Annotated in this window: 16 protein-coding genes; 3 read left to right on the top strand and 13 right to left on the bottom strand. The window is 68.5% G+C overall.

The genetic code is table 11. The features are described from left to right. Window positions 1-24: 24 nt before the first annotated feature. Window positions 25-1782, bottom strand: coding sequence for a PQQ-binding-like beta-propeller repeat protein (locus OXI49_06375; GenBank protein ID MDE2690125.1), 1758 nt, complete (start codon window positions 1780-1782; stop codon window positions 25-27). Between the two features lie 78 nt (window positions 1783-1860). Here OXI49_06375 and fabF point away from each other — a divergent pair, with 78 nt between their 5' ends. Beyond that, entirely contained in the window at window positions 1861-3111 is a 1251-nt protein-coding gene (fabF, locus tag OXI49_06370) for a beta-ketoacyl-ACP synthase II (protein MDE2690124.1), read from the top strand. On the opposite strand, the gene OXI49_06365 is transcribed toward fabF, so the two are convergent. The 4 genes from OXI49_06365 to OXI49_06350 are packed head-to-tail and all read right to left on the bottom strand — an operon-like array spanning window position 3086 to window position 8520. Further along, window positions 3086-3754, bottom strand: a complete 669-nt coding sequence (locus OXI49_06365) for a hypothetical protein (protein ID MDE2690123.1) — start codon at window positions 3752-3754, stop codon at window positions 3086-3088. The two genes, fabF and OXI49_06365, sit on opposite strands and share 26 nt — an antisense overlap. Window positions 3755-3787: 33 nt before the next feature. Continuing rightward, window positions 3788-5146 (bottom strand): alanine/glycine:cation symporter family protein, encoded by a 1359-nt coding sequence (locus OXI49_06360; protein MDE2690122.1) that lies wholly within the window; start codon window positions 5144-5146, stop codon window positions 3788-3790. A gap of 42 nt (window positions 5147-5188) precedes the next feature. Continuing rightward, a complete protein-coding gene (locus OXI49_06355; protein ID MDE2690121.1) occupies window positions 5189-6694 on the bottom strand; it encodes a pitrilysin family protein in 1506 nt (501 codons plus the stop codon). Between the two features lie 14 nt (window positions 6695-6708). Beyond that, on the bottom strand, window positions 6709-8520 hold the full coding sequence (locus OXI49_06350; protein ID MDE2690120.1) for a pitrilysin family protein: 1812 nt from the start codon (window positions 8518-8520) through the stop codon (window positions 6709-6711). A gap of 239 nt (window positions 8521-8759) precedes the next feature. On the opposite strand from OXI49_06350, the gene OXI49_06345 reads away from it, so the two are divergent. Both OXI49_06345 and groL read left to right on the top strand, forming a co-directional pair. Beyond that, entirely contained in the window at window positions 8760-9047 is a 288-nt protein-coding gene (locus tag OXI49_06345; GenBank protein ID MDE2690119.1) for a co-chaperone GroES, read from the top strand. A 22-nt stretch (window positions 9048-9069) separates the two neighbouring features. Continuing rightward, entirely contained in the window at window positions 9070-10707 is a 1638-nt protein-coding gene (gene groL / locus OXI49_06340; GenBank protein ID MDE2690118.1) for a chaperonin GroEL, read from the top strand. A 61-nt stretch (window positions 10708-10768) separates the two neighbouring features. Here groL and OXI49_06335 read toward each other — a convergent pair whose 3' ends face one another. Genes OXI49_06335 through OXI49_06300 form a run of 8 tightly spaced genes read right to left on the bottom strand, consistent with a single transcriptional unit; the run spans window position 10769 to window position 19702 of the window. Next, window positions 10769-11620: a DUF1932 domain-containing protein gene (locus OXI49_06335; GenBank protein MDE2690117.1), complete on the bottom strand. Its 852-nt coding sequence runs from the start codon at window positions 11618-11620 to the stop codon at window positions 10769-10771. Window positions 11621-11648: 28 nt separating this feature from the next. Then, on the bottom strand, window positions 11649-12647 hold the full coding sequence (locus OXI49_06330) for a hypothetical protein (protein ID MDE2690116.1): 999 nt from the start codon (window positions 12645-12647) through the stop codon (window positions 11649-11651). A 1-nt stretch (window position 12648) separates the two neighbouring features. Next, on the bottom strand, window positions 12649-14004 hold the full coding sequence (locus OXI49_06325) for an MFS transporter (GenBank protein MDE2690115.1): 1356 nt from the start codon (window positions 14002-14004) through the stop codon (window positions 12649-12651). Beyond that, on the bottom strand, window positions 14001-15062 hold the full coding sequence (locus OXI49_06320; GenBank protein ID MDE2690114.1) for an ATP-binding cassette domain-containing protein: 1062 nt from the start codon (window positions 15060-15062) through the stop codon (window positions 14001-14003). Before OXI49_06320 ends, OXI49_06325 begins: the two co-directional genes overlap by 4 nt. Window positions 15063-15081: 19 nt before the next feature. After that, on the bottom strand, window positions 15082-16083 hold the full coding sequence (locus OXI49_06315; protein MDE2690113.1) for an ABC transporter ATP-binding protein: 1002 nt from the start codon (window positions 16081-16083) through the stop codon (window positions 15082-15084). After that, window positions 16080-17843: an ABC transporter substrate-binding protein gene (locus tag OXI49_06310; GenBank protein MDE2690112.1), complete on the bottom strand. Its 1764-nt coding sequence runs from the start codon at window positions 17841-17843 to the stop codon at window positions 16080-16082. Before OXI49_06310 ends, OXI49_06315 begins: the two co-directional genes overlap by 4 nt. 4 nt (window positions 17844-17847) lie before the next feature. Next, complete coding sequence (locus OXI49_06305) at window positions 17848-18711, bottom strand: ABC transporter permease (GenBank protein MDE2690111.1); 864 nt, start codon at window positions 18709-18711, stop codon at window positions 17848-17850. A 40-nt stretch (window positions 18712-18751) separates the two neighbouring features. After that, entirely contained in the window at window positions 18752-19702 is a 951-nt protein-coding gene (locus tag OXI49_06300; GenBank protein ID MDE2690110.1) for an ABC transporter permease, read from the bottom strand. Window position 19703 lies beyond the last annotated feature (1 nt).

Raw genomic sequence — 19703 nt, 5'->3', positions numbered from 1 at the left:
CGAGCGTAGCGCACCACCCTGACGTCAGGGCAGCGCGAACACGAACAGCGTGTTGTTCGAACTCGGATTGAGTTCCGCCGTCAGCCGCCGGAACGTGCTCGTCGTGCCGCCCTCCGCGCCCGTGCCGACCGCCACGTACTGGCGGCCGTCCACTTCGTAGCTGACCGGGAAGCCGGTCACCGAGGAGCCGAGGTTGATCTCCCAGAGCACCTCGCCGGTCTCCTGGTCCAGCGCCCAGAAGCGGCCACCCACGTCGCCGCCGAAGACGAGGCCGCCTCCGGTCGTGGCGAGCGACATCGTCACCGGCAGCCGTTCGTGGAGCCACAGCGTCTCGCCCGTCTCCGCTGAGATCGCGTAGACCGTACCCAGCGTTTCCTTTCCGGGCGCGAACTGGGTGTCGTTGACCAGGGCGTAGTGCATCGCGCCGCGGCCGACGCGGGTCGTCATCTGGGAGCAGAGATTCCGGAGCGGGTAGTACATCGCGTTGGTCAGCGGGCTGTAGGCGCCGGCTTCCCAGTCCTTGCCACCGAGGAGTGAGGGACAGATCAGGCGTTCCTGCTCCAGTTCGGTGAACACGACTTCCGGGTTCTCGACGACTGCGCCCGTCTCGCCGTCGATCCGTTCGATCACGTTCTGCGGCACCGTCGACCGCGCCCAGAGGAACTCGCCGGTCTCCCGGTCGAGGGTGTAGACCAGGCCCGTCTTTCCCGGCACTCCGGTCACCACCCTGCGCGTCTCCCCCGCCTCGATCCGCGGGTTCCGCCACGGTACGACCTCCGCGTCCGGCGCGACGGCCGTGTCGACCAGCAGCCGCTCGAAAGGATGGTCCAGGTCCCAGTGGTCGTTCAGATGCTGGTAGTACCAGCGCACTTCGCCCGTCGCGACCTCGAGAGCCAGGGTCGAGTTGTGGTAGAGGTGCCGCTTCTCGTGGCCGCCGAGCAGGAACTTCGGCGCCGGCGACGTGACCGACGTGCCGACGATCAGGAGTTCGAGCTCGGGGTCGTAGCTCGGCGCCATCCAGGACCCGACGTGGTGCCGGTTCTCGTACGGCAGGTCCCCCCAGGTCTCATTGCCCGGCTCTCCCGGTCCCGGAATCAGCGGGCGACGCCAGAGCTCCTCGCCGGTCACGGCATCGTGGGCCGCGATGAAACACGCCTCGGGCCCCCGATGCGGCCGGCAGCTCCGGCCCGAGATCACCCGGCCCGCGGCGATGATCGGCCCGGTCGAGTGCCTGGCCGGCTCCGTCTCGTAGTCGACAATCTCCGTCTCCCAGGCCAGTTCACCGGTCAGCGCGTCCAGCGCATAGACGTAACCGTCGTTGGCCGTGTCGATGATCAGGCCGCCGTAGATCGCGATGCTCCGGTTGACCGTTTCCAGCCCGCCGACGTAGGTGGCGATGTCCCTCGGGATCCGCCTCCTGTACTCCCAGAGGAAGTCGCCGGTGGCCGCGTCGATCGCCTGGGTGACGCTGCTCGGATTCGGGTAGTACATGACGCCGTCGTAGACGATCGGCGTCCCTTGCTGACTGCCCTCCTCCAGTCCGCGCGACCAGGCCAGGGTCAGTTCGCCGACGTTCTCCCGGTCGATCTGGTCGAGCGGGCTGTAGGCCCAGCCGTCCTGCGTCCGGCGCCAGTGCAACCAGTCGCCGGGGGAGGGATCCTCGAGCATCGCGTCCGTGACGGGGACGAAGTCCTCGCCGGACTGCGCGTGAAGCGCCGGCCCGAAAGCGGCCAGAAGCGCCGCGGCAACCGATGCGAGCCGTACGACGGGCTCTCGACTCATACTCAAACTCCCTGTTCAGGGCTTCCTGCGGGTGGCGAACGGCGAGCGTAGCGCAGGGAGCGGCGCTATCCTCGCGCGATGCCCGCGACGGACAACGGCCGGATCGTGATCACCGGGCTCGGCGCCGTGACCCCTGTCGGCAACGACGTCGATACGTTCTGGCGCCGGATGAAGGCCGGCGACTCGGGCGCCGGCCCGATTACCGCCTTCGACACGGACGGCTTCAAGGTGAAGATCGCCTGCGAGGTGCGCGACTTCGAGCCCAGGGAGTGGCTCGAGAGCAAGGCGGCGCGGCGCCTCGCCCGCGCCACCCACTTCGCGGTCGCTTCGGCCAAGCAGGCGGTGGACGACGCCGACCTCGCGATCGACTCCGCGGTCGCCCATCGCTACGGCATCACCTTCAACACCGGCGGCGGCGGTCTGGCGAGCATGGAAAGCGGCACGCGCAGGCTCGTAGCCCGGGGACCGCAGCAGGCGAACCCCTTCCTGGTCACCGACGTGATGCCGAATGCCGTCTCCTGCCTGATCTCGATCGAACTCGGAATCACGGGACCGACCACAACCTCGACCCTGGCCTGCGCGAGCGGCAACTACGCCCTGCTCGAGGCCTACCGTCTCCTGCGCTCTGGCGAGGTCGACGCGGTCATCGCCGGAGGCGCCGAGGCCGGCATCACGCCGCTCATCATCGCGACGTTCTCGCGCCTGCAGGCGCTCTCGACCCGCAACGACGATCCCCCAGCCGCGAGCCGACCATTCGACGCCGACCGAGACGGTTTCGTGTTCGGCGAGGGCGGCGTCGCGTTCGTGATCGAGACCGAGCGACACGCCGAGCGACGGGGCGCCCCCATCTACGCCGAGGTGCGCGGCGGCGCGGTTACGGCCGACGCACACCACCTGACCGCGCCCCGGCCCGGTGGCTCCGGTGCGGCCGCCGCGATGAATCGGGCGCTGGAGTCGGGCGGTACGGATCCCGGCGAAGTCGACGCCGTGTTCGCCCACGGCACCGCCACGCCTCTGGGCGATGTCGCCGAGACGCTGGCGATCAAGACCGCCCTCGGTGAGCGCGCCCGGCACGTAGCGGTAACAGCGACGAAATCCCAGGTCGGCCACATGCTCGGCGCGGCCGGAGCCGTGTCGGCTCTGGCCGCGGTGAAGACGATCGAGGAGGGGACGATCTGCCCGACGATCAACCTCGAACGGCCTGACCCGGACTGCGATCTGGACTACGTGCCGAACCGGGCCCGCGCCCACCCCACCGGCGTCGCCCTGGTCAACGCCTTCGGCTTCGGCGGCCAGAACGTGGTCATCGTGCTGGCTGACGTCGACTGAAGTTGATTAGCACCCGATCACGCACCGCGTTGAGCACCTGCCGCAGAGTGCGTGGCGCCGCATAGTCGACGACCCAGGCCGGAAGACGACCACCGGGGTCAGTCAGCAGTCGGTAGACAACGACCGTGCGATCGGCGCTCACCGGAATCAGAGTCCAGGACCCTCTGCTCTCCCGGATGTTCCCGGATCCCTCCACGTAGGTCCAACGGGCCTGCCAGCCCGCACCGACGCCGGTTCCGATGGCTCCGGTTTCCACGCGAACCGTGTAGCGCCGATCCTCCACCGGGAACGGCATGTCCAGCGTCTGCCGGTTCAGGTAGACCCCTGCCGAAACCGGCTCGACGTCGGACTCGAGAATGCGCGGCATGAACTCGTCGAACTCCGCCGCGGCATCGATGACCTGACGTACCGCCCGCAACGGCACGTCGATGGAACCGACGCCGCAACCCTCACGCACTCGCCGCCCGACTTCTTTCCGGACGACTCGCCACTTGCCGGCGGGAGGCAGGTCCCAGGTCAGAACAATCTCGCGCGGAACCTCCTGTACCGGCTGCCCGAAGTCGACGTCGCACGGATTGACCGCCTCCACCGGAACGGCGGTCAGGACCAGGCAGACCGCAACCCCGCCGCCCGCTCTTCCCATGTCGCGGGACTCTACTGCGGTGCGGGCCGCTCTCTACGGGGAGCCCCTTCGCTCCGCCCGCAGCCGGTCGAAGTAGTCCACCGCAGCCGCCTTCACCTTCGGCGCCAGGAGCAGCGTCGCGATCAGGTTCGGCACCGCCATCAGGGCCAGGGCGGTGTCGATCAGGTTGATCACCATGCTGGCGCTCCACCAGGCGCCGACGAAGATGCCCAGGAGGTAGAACCAGGTGTAGAGCCCGTCGCGCTTCGCGCCGAACAGGTAGGCGAAGCAGCGCTTGCCGTAGTACGAGTAGCTCACCATCGTCGAGATGGCGAACATCATCACGATCAGCACCAGCAGGGCACGGCCGGGCGCGCCGAGGGCGCTCTCGACGGAGTCCGCCGTTAGTGAGACGCCGCTGATCTCCCCGACGGTCTCCAGGCCGCTGGAGAGGATGACGAAGGCGGTGAGAGAGCAGACGACGATCGTGTCGATGAAGGGGCCCAGCATCGCCACGAGACCCTCTCGGACGGGTTCGTTCGTCTTCGCCGCGCCGTGGGCGAGCGGCGCCGTACCGAGGCCGGCCTCGTTCGAGAACGCGGCCCGGCGGACGCCGATCATCATCGCCTGCTGGAAACCGATCCCCATCGCGCCGCCGGCCGCCGCCGTGCCGGTAAAGGCCTCGCGGAAGATGCGGCCGAACACCTCCACCGCGATGTCCGAGCGCACGAACAGCACGCAGAGCGCCATGCCCAGGTACAGGACGCACATGACCGGCACGAACCGTCCCGTCACCGCCCCGATCCGCTCGACGCCACCGAAGGCGACCAGCGCCACCAGGGCCACGCAGCCCACGCCGGTCAGGATCGGATCAAGTCCGAACTGGGCGTTCAGCAGTTCCGCCACCTGGTTGCTCTGGAACATCGGCAGGCAGCCGAACAGGCCGAAGGTGCAGAACATGATCGCCAGCGGCTTGAACTTCTTCCCGAGGCCGAGCTCGATCGTGTACATCGTCCCGCCGAGAAGCGCGCCCCGTTCGTCCCGGCCGCGGTAGATCTGGGACAGTGTGCAGGAAAAGAACTTCGTGCCCATGCCGACGACGGCCGCGACCCACATCCAGAACACCGCCCCGGCGCCGCCCTGGGTCACCGCGATCGCCACGCCGCCGATGTTGCCGACGCCGATCGTGGCCGCCAGCGCCGTCGACAGGGCCTGGAAGTGGCTGATCTGACCCGGATCGTCCGGCGAGTCGTACTTGCCCAGGGTCACCGCGGTCGCGTGGCCCATGTGGAACAGCGGCCGAAGCCGCACGTAGAGGCAGAAGAACGCGCCCGAGCCGATCAGCAGGACGACCAGGGGCATGCCCCAGGCGTAGCCGACGACGGTTTCCAGGAAGCTGTCTAGAGCCTGCAAACGATCACGTTCCGTTCACCGACGGCCACCTGGGCTCCGGTCTCACTGCTCCACCACTCGCAGGCTCACCGGATCGCGCGCCGGCAGCATCGTGACGCCGCCGCCGATCTTCCCCGCTACTTCGGCCATCGTGGCGCGGCCGTCGGCGTCGCCCGGTTCGATCTCCTCCCAGTCGCCAACGATCAACATGACCAGCCTGTCGGCTAGCAGATGGCGTTCGGCCACGCGCATGACGTCCGCCGGCGTCACCGCCTCCACGTTCGCCCGGTAGGTGCGCCAGTAGTCATGCGGCCGGCCCAGAAACTCGTCCTGGGCGAAGATCTGCGCCACGGCCAGGGCCGATTCGAAGTTGCCCGGGAAGGTCTCGATCGCGGACGCCTTGACGGTCTGGAGCTCGTCCGCCGGCACCGGTTCCGTCCGGATGCGGGCGACCTCCTCAAGCGCGATCTTCGCCGCGAAGGCCACCGTCTCGCTCTTCGACTGGAAGGTGATGCTGAGATTGCCGGGCCAGAAACTGCCGACGCCGAAGCTGGAGTAGGCGCCGTAGGCGAGGCCCTCGTCCGAGCGGATTCTCTTCATCAAGCGCGTAGTGAAGCCGCCGTTGCCGAGGACACCGTCCATCATCGCCAGCGCGAAGTGATCGGGATTGCCCCAGTCCTCGCGCTGGAACGTACGGTGGCCGATCTGCACGCGGCCCTGCGGAATGTCCTGCTGCGCCACGTAGACGCCGGGCGGGGGCTCATAGGCCGCCGACCGCGGAGGCCACGGGGCCTGGTCGCGGCCCTCTTCCTCGAAGCGGGCGAGCAGCGCCGAGAGCTTGGCCGCGAGCTCGTCGCTGTCGAAGTCGCCGGCAGCCGCCACGACCATGTGACCGGGATGGACGTAACGCCGGTGAAACGCGACCAGGTCGTCGCGGCCGACCGCGTTCAGCGAGGCCGCGGTGACGAACTGCGATTCCACGTGGTCGGGCCCGTAGAGCAGCCACTGGCCTTCGCGGCCCGCGACATCGACCGGATCGTCGTTGCGCTGCTTGAGGCTCTCCAACTCGTTCTCCTTCGCCAGGTCCAGCCGGTCGCCGTCGAAGCGGGGCTCGGTGAGCATGGAGAAGAAGAGATCGAGGCACTCGTCGAGCACCGTCGACAGGCAGTTCATCGACATCCCGGCGCTGGTGCTCCCGATGAACGCCGAAAAGTTCGCGGCAACCGCCTCCACCGCCTCGTCGAAGGCCTTCGCCTCCAGCTCGCCGGCGCCTCCGGTCCGCATCAGTTCGCCGGTCAGGGAGGCCAGCCCGGTCTGCTCGACCGGCTCCAGCCAGGAGCCGATGCGGAACCGCACCGCGATGTCGACCAGCGGCAGCGAACGGTCCGGAACGAGGTAGGCGGGAACACCGCCTGCCAGCTCGTGGCGAAGACCGTCCGCGTCCGGCAGCTCGAAGTCCAGGGGGCCGTAGGTCAGTTCACTGGGATGCGCGACGATCTCGGCACTGCCCTGGGCGCCAGCCGACGACGCCGGGCCGAGACAGAGAGCGACGAGAACCAGAACTCTCACAAGGACGCGTCCGCTCACTGTTCACCTCCCCCATCTTCCTGCAACTCGGCCAGCCGTTCCTCGATCACGCCTCGCATCCAGTCGAGCGCGGGGCGCATCTCTTCCGGCACCTGGGCAGCCTGGGCCTCCATCTGCTGGAGGACCATCTCCAGTTGGGCCGGATCCTCGATCTGGGCGATCGCCTCGGCCTGGGACATGAGCGCCGTCCGCGTTTCCGGCGGCAGCGCTTCGAGCTCGGCCGGCGTCTCCGTCGCTTCGGTTCCCTCCTTGCGGTAGTACAGGCTGACCAGGCGCTTCGATGGCTCGAAGTACTTCGCCGCCACGCGCTGCACGTCCTCCGCGGTGACTTCGTTCGTGCGCTCCGCCACCGTGTTGAGGTAGCGCCAGTCACCGAGCGCGTCCATGATCGCCAACTGGATCATCAGGAAGAACGGATCCCGGAGCTGCCGGTAGGTGTCGGCCGAAACCCTGTTCTTCACCTTGGCCAGTTCGTCCTCCGGCACCGGCTCGGCGATCAGTTCCGCGACGATCCCGTCCCAGGCGGCCAGGAGCTGTTCGGGAGTGGCATCTCCCTTCGTCTCCGCGCGCAGCTCGAAGACGCCGGCATACTTGCGTGCCTCGTAGACGGCCCTGGCGCTGGACGCCATCTCGTAGCCCTCCACGATCTGCTCGTAGAGACGCCCGGTGCGGCCGTTCAGCACGCCCGCGACGACGTCGAGCGCGTAGCCGTCGCCGTGGCCGAACGGCACGGCGTGGTAGCGCACCTGGACCTGGGGCTGGCAGTCGCACTCGGCCGTCATTCGCTTCTCGGCCAGTTGCTCGGCCTCGAGCGTGACGACATCGGGCGCCGGCCGCTCGGCCCGTTCGAGGCGGCCGAAGTAGCGCTCCGCCAGCTCCCGCACCTCGGCCGGATCGAAGCTCCCGACCAGCACCGCGCTCAGATTGTTCGGCGCGTAGTAGGTCGCGAAGAACTCGTCGGCCTGGGCCTTGCTGATCACCTCCAGGTCGGACGCCCAGCCGATGACCGGCCAACTGTAGGGATGGGACTGCCAGAACATGGCGTCCGCCTGCTCGTCGTAGCGCCCCGTCGGCGTCGACTCGGTACGCAGGCGCCGTTCCTCGTAGACGACGTCGCGTTCGGCGTAGAACTCCCGGAACACCGGGTTCAGCAGCCGGTCCGACTCAAGCCAGAACCAGAGCTCCAGCCGGTTCGCCGGCAACTGGTTGATGTAGACGGTGAAGTCGTAGCTGGTGAAGGCGTTCAGGCTCGTGCCGCCGCCGTCCGTGTAGACCTTGTCCAGCTCGTCCTTGACCATGAGTTTCCGCTGCTCTTCCACGAGCTCCTGGAACTCCGCGCGCAGGGCGTTCAGGGTGTCGGTGCGGTGGTCGGGATCGTACGGATCGTCGATCTCACCCAGGCGCCAGCGCCGCCGCTGCTCGCGGAGTTCGGCGCGAATCCGCTCCTGGACCGCCTCCTGCTCCGCGATGATCTCGAGGTCGCGCTCGATGTCCTTCGTGCCGATCGTGTGCGTCCCCTTGAACATCATGTGCTCGAAGAAGTGGGCAAGGCCGGTGATCCCCGGCCGCTCGTCGGCGGAGCCGACGTGAGCCACCCAGGCCGCCGCCACCGTCGTCAGTTCGGGGCGGTTTACGAGCAGGAAGCGCATGCCGTTGTCGAGTTCGAACTCCTCGACCGGCACCGCCGCGGCCGTCGGTGCGGTCTGGGCCGCGCCGACGGCCGGCCAGACGAACGCCGTCGCCAGCGCGGCGAGCAGACCGATCCGCACCCCCGCCGCGGCGCCGTTTCTTCGTTGAGGCCAGATCACGGACGAGTCTCCTTTCCGGTCCCCTGCACCGGAGACCGCGTCAGCGGGACCGGCAGACTCTACCCCCTGCGCCGCCGGTCCGCCGCGCACCGGGTATCCCGAACATGTCCTGAACTGTTGACATCCGGGCCGCCGCACTTCTATTGTTAGCACTCGCTCGGGCCGAGTGCTAACAGGCGCTTCGTCCCGACCAAAACGACCACATCCACCGACACCAACCCAAGAGGAGGAGATCGCTGGTGAGTGTACGTCCGCTTCATGACCGGGTACTCGTCAAGAGGCTCGAGGAGGAGGAGCAGATCCGGGGAGGCATCATCATCCCGGACGCTGCGAAGGAGAAGCCGCAGGAGGCCGAAGTCGTCGCCGTCGGCCCCGGCAAGCTGCAGGAGAACGGCGAGCGGTCCGCGCTCGACGTCAGTGTCGGCGACCGCGTGCTGATCGGCAAGTACTCCGGCAGCGACATCAAGATCGACGACGAAGACATGGTCATCCTGCGCGAGGACGAGATCCTCGCGGTCGTGGGATAGGCCGGAACTGGAGAGCAGATACATGGCAAAGCAGATCGTCTACTCCGAGGACGCGCGCGGCGCGGTCCTGCGCGGAGTCAACAAGCTCGCCGACGCCGTCAAGGTGACGCTCGGCCCCAAGGGCCGCAACGTCGTCCTCGAGAAGTCGTTCGGCTCCCCCACGATCACCAAGGACGGCGTCACCGTCGCCAAGGAGATCGAACTGAAGGACGGCCTCGAGAACATGGGCGCGCAGATGGTGCGCGAGGTGGCCTCGAAGACCTCCGACGTTGCCGGTGACGGCACCACAACCGCCACCGTCCTGGCGCAGGCGATCCTGCGCGAGGGCGCGAAGAACGTGACCGCCGGCGCCAACCCGATGGAGCTGAAGCGCGGCATCGAGTTCGCGGTGGGCGCGGCCGTCGACGCCATCCACTCCCTCGCGAAGGACGTGAAGGACAGCGAGGAGATCGCCAACGTCGGCACGATCTCCGCGAACAACGACGCCGAGATCGGCCAGATTATCGCCGAGGCGATGGACAAGGTCGGCAAGGACGGCGTGATCACGGTCGAGGAGGCCAAGGGCCTGCAGACCGAGCTCGAGGTCGTCGAGGGCATGCAGTTCGACCGCGGTTACCTGTCGCCCTACTTCGTGAGCGACGCCGACCGCATGGAGTGCGTGCTCGAGAACTGCGTCGTGCTCCTGCACGAGAAGAAGATCAGCTCGATGAAGGACCTGCTTCCCGTCCTCGAACAGGTCGCCAAGCAGGGCAAGCCGATGCTGATCGTCGCCGAGGACATCGAGGGCGAGGCGCTGGCCACCCTGGTCGTCAACAAGCTGCGGGGCACGCTGCAGGCGGCCGCGGTCAAGGCGCCAGGCTTCGGCGATCGCCGCAAGGCCATGCTCGAGGACATCGCGATCCTCACCGGCGGCCGGGTGATCACCGAGGACCTCGGCATCAAGCTGGAGAACGTCCAGTGGCAGGACCTCGGCGAGGCGAAGAAGGTCGTCCTCTCCAAGGACGACACGACGATCGTCACCGAGTCCGGCGACACCGGCCGCCAGGCCGCGATCGCCGGCCGGGTCAAGCAGATCCGCAACCAGATCGAGGAGACGACCTCCGACTACGACCGCGAGAAGCTCCAGGAGCGGCTGGCGAAGCTGGTCGGCGGTGTCGCCGTGATCCGGGTGGGCGCCGCGACCGAGACCGAGATGAAGGAGAAGAAGGCTCGGGTCGAGGACGCGATGCACGCGACCAAGGCCGCCGTCGAGGAAGGCGTCGTGCCGGGCGGCGGCGTGGCCCTGCTGCGCGCGATCGAAGCGGTCGCCGGGCTGAGCGAGAACGGCGACGTGGGCATCGGCATCTCGATCGTCAAGCGCGCGCTCGAGGAGCCGACCCGGCAGATCGCCGAGAACGCCGGCGTCGAGGGCTCGGTCATCGTCCGCGACGCGAAGGCGCAGACCGGTTCGGTCGGCTACAACGCGGCCAATGGCGAGATGGAAGACCTGATCGCCGCCGGCGTCATCGACCCGGCCAAGGTCACCACGACGGCGCTGCAGAACGCCGCGTCGATCGCCGGCCTCATGCTGACCACGGAGGCTCTCGTCTCCGAGATCAAGGAAGACAAGCCGGAAGCCCCGCCCGCCCCCGACATGGGCGGCATGGGCGGCATGATGTAGCCAAGCCGGCTACCGGCAGCGAGCAAGGGCGGCCTTCCGGGGCCGCCCTTTTTCGTTGTCCTTACGCGCCGTCGGCCGGTTGCAGCAAAGCCGCGACGACCTCCTCGACCGCCACCTCCTCCGGCTCGCCACGGAAGCCGGCGAGCCGCACGTAGGCCTCCGCCGCGGCCCGATGGAACCCATCCGGCAGCCCCGCCGCCTCGAGGGTCGAAGCGATCTCCTCCATCTCGCCGGCGAAGCGCCATGCCTTCGGAGCTGCCGTGGCCGCCGCACGGAGGCTCCTCTTCTCCAATCCCGGTTGGGAGCGGCTCCACTCCCCGAGGAGGCCTTCTTCTACACCGTAGGCGCTGGCCGCGGCCCGTAGCGAAAGCAGCAGAGCGGCGCTGCCCTTGGTGAAGCCCGCGTAGCACATCTTCAGCGCCGAGGCGGCGCCGACATCCGCCTCGAGATCGATTGCCTCGAGGGCCGAATCCTCGAACAGGGCAGTCAGTTGCCCCGCGGCGTTTCCTGAGAGGTAAAGCCGCGTGGTCCCCTGCCGGACCGCCGGCGGCCCGACGATGCCGCCGTCCACGAACCGCGCTCCGCCTGCCGCAGCGGCTTCGGCGATCTCGAGCGCCGTCGCGGGCGACACCGCGTTCGCATCGAGATAGAGGCCGTCGAAACCGGTCGCGGCGACCGCCTCGGCAAGCGCCAGGGCCCCATGGGGAGGGCAGACCGAGAACACGACGTCGGCCGCCGCGGTCACGGCGGCGAGCGTGCCCAGATCCTCGAAACCGGCGCCCGCGGCCCGGGCACGGGTCTCCCGGCTCCGTCCCCCGGACGCCCACACGACCCGGACCGGCTCTCGCACCGCCGCGCCGACGGTGACGCCCATCGCCCCTGGATGGAGCAGGCCGACGGTGGCGATCGTCAAGGCAACGCGCGCGGGTCGACGACCGGCCTCAACCGCCCGAGGTCTCCGCCCTGGCGGCCGCCTCGGCTTCGGCGTCCTCCGCCCGGGCGCCGCGCAGCAGGTTCAGCATGCCGTAGTTCCCCTCGTGGCAGGCGTACTCGAACATGGGCAGCGGATTCCTGCTCATCGGAATGACCGCCGTCCAGGGACCCGCGAAGGACTCCGGGTCGTCGATCGTGTACTCGTAGACGAGCCGGTCCTCTCCGACTCTCGTGAACCTCTCGGTCAGACGCATGTTCGGGCCCGAACCCCGGAAACTCGTCTGATCGGTGAAGTTCGTCGTCACGACGACCAGGGTGTCGCCCTCCCAGTGGCCCCGTGAGTCGCCCCGCCACTGGCGCACGTCGTCCTGAAGGGTCGGCCGCCCGTCGAGAGGCACGACCCGCGAATCGTGGACCATCTCGACCAGCAGCACGACCGTGTCCTCGGTCTGGAAGATCTGGACGTTGTTGTTGTAGGCGCTCGGGCTCATCGGCGGTCCGGCGTTAAAGCCCAGGATGCACCGTTCGGCCACGCCCCGATCCTCCGGGCCGTGCGCCGGCCGGCGACGCGCCGCGGCGCGCTCCGCGACCCGCTGCTTCGCGACCTGGGTCAGTTCTGGAATCCGGCCGTCGGGAGGATCGACGATGAGCGAGGTGCGCCGGTCCTCGGTCAGCTTGTCCCCGTAGTCCCACCAGAACTGGTTGTAGGCGTTCGCGACATCGGCCTGGGCGGAAAGACCATCTCTCGTCCGCCGGTCCTTGTTCCGCCGCGCCAGCGTCCGCTGCTCGAACTCGGCGGCGGCCTCCGCGCTGCCGAAGCGTTCCTGCTCACCGAGTTCCTCCGGCCGCTCAAGCGGCGTGATCGTCCGGAAGTCCCAGATCCCGCGCAGATCCGGAGTTCCCCAAGGCGTTCGTTCCAGGCCGGATTCTCCGGCCTGCGCGACGAGCGGTGCCGACGCCAGGGCGACCACGGCAAAGAGGGCGATCGGCATCTTCTGCTTGCCCATGTCAGTTCTCCTCTGTGGTACCGGGACCAGTGTACTCGCCGGCCTGCGGTTGCCCGACGAATGCTGGCCGGTCCGGAGGGCGGCAGAACCAGATCGACGCCGCCCCCAGGACCGCGAGGCCGCCGAGGGTCCAGAGCGTGCCGGCATAGGAACCCGTGCGATCCGCCGAGGCTCCGGCCAGGATCGGTCCGAGAGCGCCGATGACGCCGATCAGGCCGATCCGGATGCCGGTCGTTCCCACGAACGCCGCCCGGCCGAAGAACAAGCCGAACACGACCACTTCGCTCGTGTAGGCAGTGCCGTAGGCAACGCCGATCGCGAAGACGCAGGGATACGCCACCGCCGCGGAGCTCGCGGACACGAATACCCACAGAGCCACCGCGTTGACCAGCAGGGCCAGCGCGAGGACCCGCATCGGCGACATGAAGTCGCCCAGCGCACCGGTCAGGCGGCCGAACAGGCTGGCGCCCACCCGTACGCCCAGGATCGTCGATGCGGCAAGTGTCGTGAATCCGAGGTCTTCCAGATGAAGGCCGCCGTGGGCGGACACGACGCGCCACGGCACGGTGTTCGCCGCCGTCGCGAAAGTGGCGATCCAGAACTGGGGAGTGCGCAGAGCCCACATGAGGGCACCCTTCGGCATCGGCTCGCCCGCCACTTCGGTGCCGCTCCCCACCACCGATGACTCCGGCCGGCGGCCCAACCCCACCGGAGTCGGATCGTCAGGATCCTGCGGCGGCAGCCCGTCGCGACGCTGGCCGATGTCGCTCGGCCGGTTCCGGATGAAGAGCACGGCGATCGCCGCGACGAGCAGGGAGATCCCGGTGACGATCTGCCAGCCGACACGCCAGTCCCACGCCTCGAGCACGAGCCCGGCCGCCGGCGGCCACAGAAAGCCGACGACTCCGGCCCCCGACAGGATGATGGCCGTCGCCCGCGCCCGGTACCTGCGGAACCAGAAGATCGGCATCGCCTGGGCGGGCAGCAGGGTCGAGAAACCGATCCCGATGCCGCCGACCAGCGAGTAGCCGAGGTAGATCTCGGTCGCGCTCGAGGCTTGGCTCACCACCCAGAAGCCGCTGGCGGCGCACAGCGCGCCCGCGGTCACCGTGGCCCGGATACCCCAGCGGCGGATGACCGCCGCCGCGACCGGACTGACCAGGCCGTACGTGAACGTGAACGCCCCGAACATCTGGCCGATCTGCTGGCGGGTCAGCTCTAGATCGGCGATCAACGACGACGCGAAGATGCCCAGGCCGTAGTACGCCGGCGCGATGCCCAGGCCGTAAGTCAGGAAGCCGATGCCGACCATCGGCCAGCCGTAGAACGTCCGTCGGGTTTCGCTCGGAAGGGTCAATCCGCCAGCCCTCCGGTCCCGGCCGCCGCCGCGTCGGGGTACAGGTGGCATGCGACCCGCGCCGGGCCGACCACTTCGAGCAGTGGCTCCAGGCGGTCGCAGTGGTCGAGCACCTTCGGGCAGCGCGGGTGGAAGGCGCAGCCCGGAGGCGGCTTGCGGACGCTCGGCACCTCACCGGCGATCAGCCGGTGCGGCCGCGTCGCCTCGATCACCGGATCCGGAGTCGGCACCGACGCGAGCAGAGCCTCCGTGTACGGGTGACGAGGCCGCTCGAACAGTTCGTCCCGAGCTGTGATCTCAACGATCCTCCCCAGGTACATCACCCCGATCCGGTCGCTGATGTGGCGCACTACCGACAGGTCGTGGGCGATGAACAGGTAGGTCAGGCCGAGTTGCTCCTGCAGGTCCATCAGGAGATTGAGCACCTGCGCCTGGATCGAGACGTCGAGCGCCGACACCGCCTCGTCGCAGATCACCAGATCGGGCTCGAGCGCCAGGGCGCGGGCGATGCCGACGCGCTGTCGCTGGCCGCCCGAGAACTGGTGTGGGTAGCGGTTCGCCATCGCCGGCAGCAGACCCACAAGGTCGAGCAGCTCCGCCACCCGCGCGCGGTAGCGCCGGCGGTCGCCGGCCAGGCCGTGGACCTTGAGCGGCTCGCCGACGATCTCTCCCACTCGCATGCGCGGGTTGAGCGAGCCGAACGGGTCCTGGAACACCATCTGCATCCGCCGCCTCACTCCTCGCAACTGCTTCTGGCTGTATGCCGTCACGTCCCGGCCGCCGAACACGATCCGGCCGGCGGTCGGTTCGAGCATGCGGAGGATCGCGAGCGCGGTCGTCGACTTGCCGCAGCCACTCTCGCCCACCAGGCCGAACGTCTCGCCGCGCCGGAGTTCGAACGACAACCCGTCGACCGCCTTGACGGAGCCGACGCGCCGTCGCATGAGAACTCCCTCCGTGACGGGAAAGTGGACCTTCAGGCCCTCGACCCGAAGCAGCACCTCGCTCCCGGGAGATGACCGGGAAGCCGGTGCATCCACGGCAACGTCCGTCGTCATCGTGCGCTTCCGGCGCCGGTCAGGCCGCCGGCTCCTCTTCGGCTCGGTAGCAGGCCCAGGCCCGGGCAGCACCATGCGCGACGAGCGGCGGCGGCGCTTCCAGGCAGCGCTCATGCGCGTTGGGACAGCGCGGCTCAAAGGCGCAGCCCACGGGCAGCGCCGACAGGTCCGGCGGCTGGCCTTCGATCGACGCGAGACGGGCGCCGGTGTCGCCCTCGAGCCGGGGCACCGAGCGCAGAAGCCCCTGCGTGTAGGGATGCCGCGGATCCGCGTAGAGCGCCCCGGCCGGGCCGCTTTCGACGATCCGCCCGCCGTACATGACCGCCACCCGATCGGCGTAGCGGGCAACCACGCCGAGATCATGGGTGATCAGGATGAGCGCCGAGTCGGTCTCCCGGGTGCGCTCCTTGAGCAGTTCGAGGATCTGCGCCTGAACCGTGACGTCGAGCGCCGTGGTCGGTTCGTCGGCGATCAGAAGGCGCGGGTGGCACGCCAGGGCCATCGCGATCATCGCCCGCTGGCGCATGCCGCCGGAGAACTGGTGCGGGTAGTCGCCGAGCCGCTTCTCCGCATCCGGAATCGCGACCGACCTGAGCAGGTCCACCGCCTGATCGAGGGCCTCGCGCCGCTTGAGCCTTCGGTGCAGGCGCAAGGGCTCGGCAACCTGGCGGCCGATCGTGAGCACCGGATTGAGCGAGGACATCGGCTCCTGGAAGATCATCGCGATACGGTTGCCCCGCACCGCCCGGATGCCGGCCTCGTCGAGAGCCAGCAGGTCGCGGCCCTCGAACAGGATCCGGCCGTTCTCGATCCGCCCCGGTTCCGGGATCAGGCGCAGGATCGAGAGCGCGGTGACGCTCTTCCCGGAACCGCTCTCCCCCACGATCGCCAGCGTTTCGCCGGCAGCGACCTCGAAGGAGACCGAGTTCACCGCACGCACCGGCGGACGCTCGCCGAAGCCGGACCGGAAGGCGACGTTCAGGTTCTCGACCCGCAGCAGCGGCTCCGCGACGGCTCTCAGAAGCCCATCTCCCGCTTCATCTCCTGGTCGATCCAGAGCCGCGCGTAGATCGGACCCGGGCGCACGGCGCCGGCGCGCAGCTCGCCGCCGTAGTTCTTCACCCACGGCCACCAGGCCGTGTAGATGTACGGCACGGGCAGCCAGAGGTAGGGCGCCTCGTCCAGCATCTCCTTCGTGATCTGCTTGACGATCCGCTGCCTTTCGGCCTCGTCCCGGGTCAGGAACATCTCGTGGATGCGGCGGTCGAGTTCCGGATCCGACCACATCGACGGGTTCCAGGTCTGGCCGGTGACGAAGTTCTTGCGGAGCGTGGTCGTCGGGTTCACGTGGCCGCTGGCCATCAGGTAGCCGGGACCGTGGGTGCGGGTGGTCATCATCGACAGGTAGGCCGCGTACTCCACGACCTCGATCTCGATCGTCACGCCGATGCGGTCCAGGTAGCTCGCGAGCAGCGGCGCCAGCTCCATCCGCATCGCGTTGTTGGCCGACACCTGCATCCTGAAGGTGAAGCCGTCGGGGTAACCCGCCTCGGCCAGCAGGCGGCGCGCCTTCTCGGGCTTGTACTCGAACAGTTCCTGCACGGACGGCGGCATCGCCTCGAGCGGCTCGAAGTACCCCTCCCACGAGGGATGCTGAGGGTAGGCGAACAGCTCCGCGTTGCCGCCGAAGAACAGCTCGACGATCTCCCGTTGGTTCACCGCGAGGTTGATCGCCCGCCGCACTCTCACATCGTCGAACGGCTCCTGGTCGACCCGCATGACCATGAAGGTGCCGCCGGTCGACAGCCAGCGCGACCAGCGCAGCTCGGGAGTCGTCTTCTTCAGGTGGTCGACGGCGATCCAGCGGATGTACTCGAGGATGTCCAGCTTGCCCGTGCGAATGGCGGTCAAGTAGGTCGCCTCGTCCTTGATCGTGCGGTAAGTGAGCTTGTCGATGAAGGGGATCTCGTAGGTCTGGCCGCCGATCGCGGTCCGGTCCCAGTAGTCCGGCCTGCGGGCGTAGGTCTGCGAGTTGCCGGGGATGAACCGCTCCAGTGAAAACGGACCCGTACCGGTGACGTTCCGCCAGTCTTTGGGGTCGACGTCGGCAAGTTCCCGCGGCCCGATGCCCGAGAAGTAGCCGTAGCCGAACCGGTAGTCCCACTCGGCGTTGAACTCGCCGAACTCGAAAGCGACCGTGTGGTCGTCCCTGGCCACGACGCGGTCGATGTGGTCGAAGTAGGTCGGAATCGCCTTCGGGCTGTCGCGCAGGCGCTCGAAACTGAACACGACGTCGTGGGCGTCGAGCTCCCTCGCCCCCATCACTCCGGGCTTGGCCGGGAACATCATGCCGCGCCGGACCTCGATCACCAGGGTCAGCGGATCTTCCCATTCCCAGCTTGCGGCCACTTCGCCGCGGATCGTCTCCGCGGACAGGTAGGCCTCCGAGACGAAGCGCTTGTGGCCGCCCCGGACCGCGGCCTGATCGAGATCGGCGACGAAGAGCTGCTCGTAGAGCATCCCCGTGTCGTGGTTCTGCTTCCAGTTCCAGTCCGCCTTGTCCCAGGACAGCGCCGACAGGGTGACGTAGACCGTGCCGACGTTCAACTCGCCGCCGTAGCGGGGCGGCTCCGCCGGCGCCGGGCCCGGCTCGAAGGACAGGTCGGCTCCCATGTCGGTGCCGCCGGCCGGCGACGGGGAACGGGCGGGGGGCGCGTCGGCGCAGGCGCCGAGGAGGAGGGTCAGGGCCACCGCACCGATCAGGGAAAGGCGTTCTCGCATGACGTCAGGTTCCCCTCATCCGTGGATCGAGCAAGTCGCGCAACGCGTCCCCGAAGACGTTCGCGGCGTAGACGACGACGGTCAGGCAGATGCCGGGGGCAAGCGCCAGCCACGGTCCCAGGTAGAGGTAGGTGCGGCCATCGCCGGAGAGCATCCCGCCCCACGTAGGCGCCGGTGGCGGCACGCCCAGGCCGAGAAACGAAAGCGCCGCCTCCGACAGGATGACGGCGCCGACCCGGGTCGTGAACAGGACGATGACGACCGGCATCACGTTGGGCAGGATGTGCCGTCGCAGGATGTGGAACGTCCCCGCGCCGATCGACTGCGCGGCGTGCGTGTAGACGTGCTCGCGCACCGAGGTCACCGCGCCGCGGACGATGCGCGAGCCAGCGATGCCGTAGAGAAGCCCCAGGATGATGACGATCTGGGTGATCCCCGGGCCCACCACGGACACGATGACGATCAGGAGCACCAGGTCGGGAAAGGTCATCCAGGCGTCGACCAGGCGCTGCGTCAACATGTCGAACCAGCCGCCGAGGTAACCCGAGAGGACGCCGATCACGATCGACACGACGGTCGCCAGGGCAGCCGCGCAGAAGCCGACGATCATCGACAGGCGGGCGCCCATCAGGACCCGCGAGAACAGGTCGCGGCCGAGATGGTCCGTGCCCAGCAGGAACTGCCGGGACGGCGGCTCGAGGCGATGCGCCAGGTCCGTCTCGTTGATGCCGTAAGGAGCGATCACGCCGGCGAAGATCCCGGAGAACAGGAAGATCGCGAAGACGACTGCGCCGGCGGCACCCAACGGCTTGGTCCGGAACAGGCGAACCGTGAAGCGCCACCAACGCGCCTGGTCGCGTCCCGGCAGAGCGTCGGGAACGGCTGCGGCGACGGTGGTCACGGCACGTTCATCCGTAGCGAACCTTCGGATCGAGCCAGCCGTAGCTCAGGTCGACGAGGAGGTTGATCAGCAGCACCGCGACGCCGACGACCAGGAAGACGCCGGAGATCACCGGATAGTCCCGCTCGTAGACCCCTTCGAGCAGCAGCAGCCCCATGCCCGGAATGACGAAGATCTGCTCCATCACCACGGCGCCGCCGATCAGCAGCGGCGCCTGCAGCCCGATCAGCGTGACGACCGGGATCAATCCGTTCTTGAGCGCGTGCTGGACGACGACGGCCCGCTCCCGAAGTCCCTTGGCGCGGGCCGTGCGCACGTAGTCCTGCCTCATCACCTCGAGCATCATCGTCCGGGTCATCCGCATCGTCACCGCGGACAAGGAGAGGCCGAGCAGGATCGCCGGGACGATCAGGTGCGTGAGGTTCGCGATCGGATCGACGAGGAACGGCGTGTACTCGAGTTCCGGCGCCCATCGCCACCACACGGACGGGAAGACCATGACCAGGGTGCCGAGCCAGAAGCCGGGGATCGCCAGCATCACGAGGGAGAACGACCGAGCCGTGTAGTCGAGCGCGGAGTCCTGCCGGGTGGCCGAGAAGATGCCGATCGGCACCGCCACGGACAGCGCGACGACCAGCGCCAGCAGGCCCAGCTCGAAGGTCACCGGCAGCCGCGCCAGGATCTGCTCCGTCACCGGCGTGCTGCGCCAGAGCGACTGGCCCAGGTCGCCGCTCAGCGCGTCGCCCGCCCAGCGCACGTACTGAGTCGCCATCGGCTGGTCGAGACCCATCGCCGCCTCCAGCGCTTCCCGGTCCATGCTCGTCGAAACGTCGTTCTGCGCGAGCATCAGGTCGATCACGTCGCCGGGAATGACCCGCATCGACACGAAGACGATCAGGCTGGCGAAGAACAGCGTCGGCACCATCGCCAGCAGCCGACGCAGGATGTATGTCTTCATG

It is taken from the genome of Acidobacteriota bacterium, from assembly GCA_028875725.1.
Taxonomy (GTDB): Bacteria; Acidobacteriota; Thermoanaerobaculia; order Multivoradales; family Multivoraceae; genus Multivorans.
The sequence above is the reverse complement of the archived record's forward strand: the minus strand, read 5'-3'. Positions and strand labels throughout refer to the sequence as shown.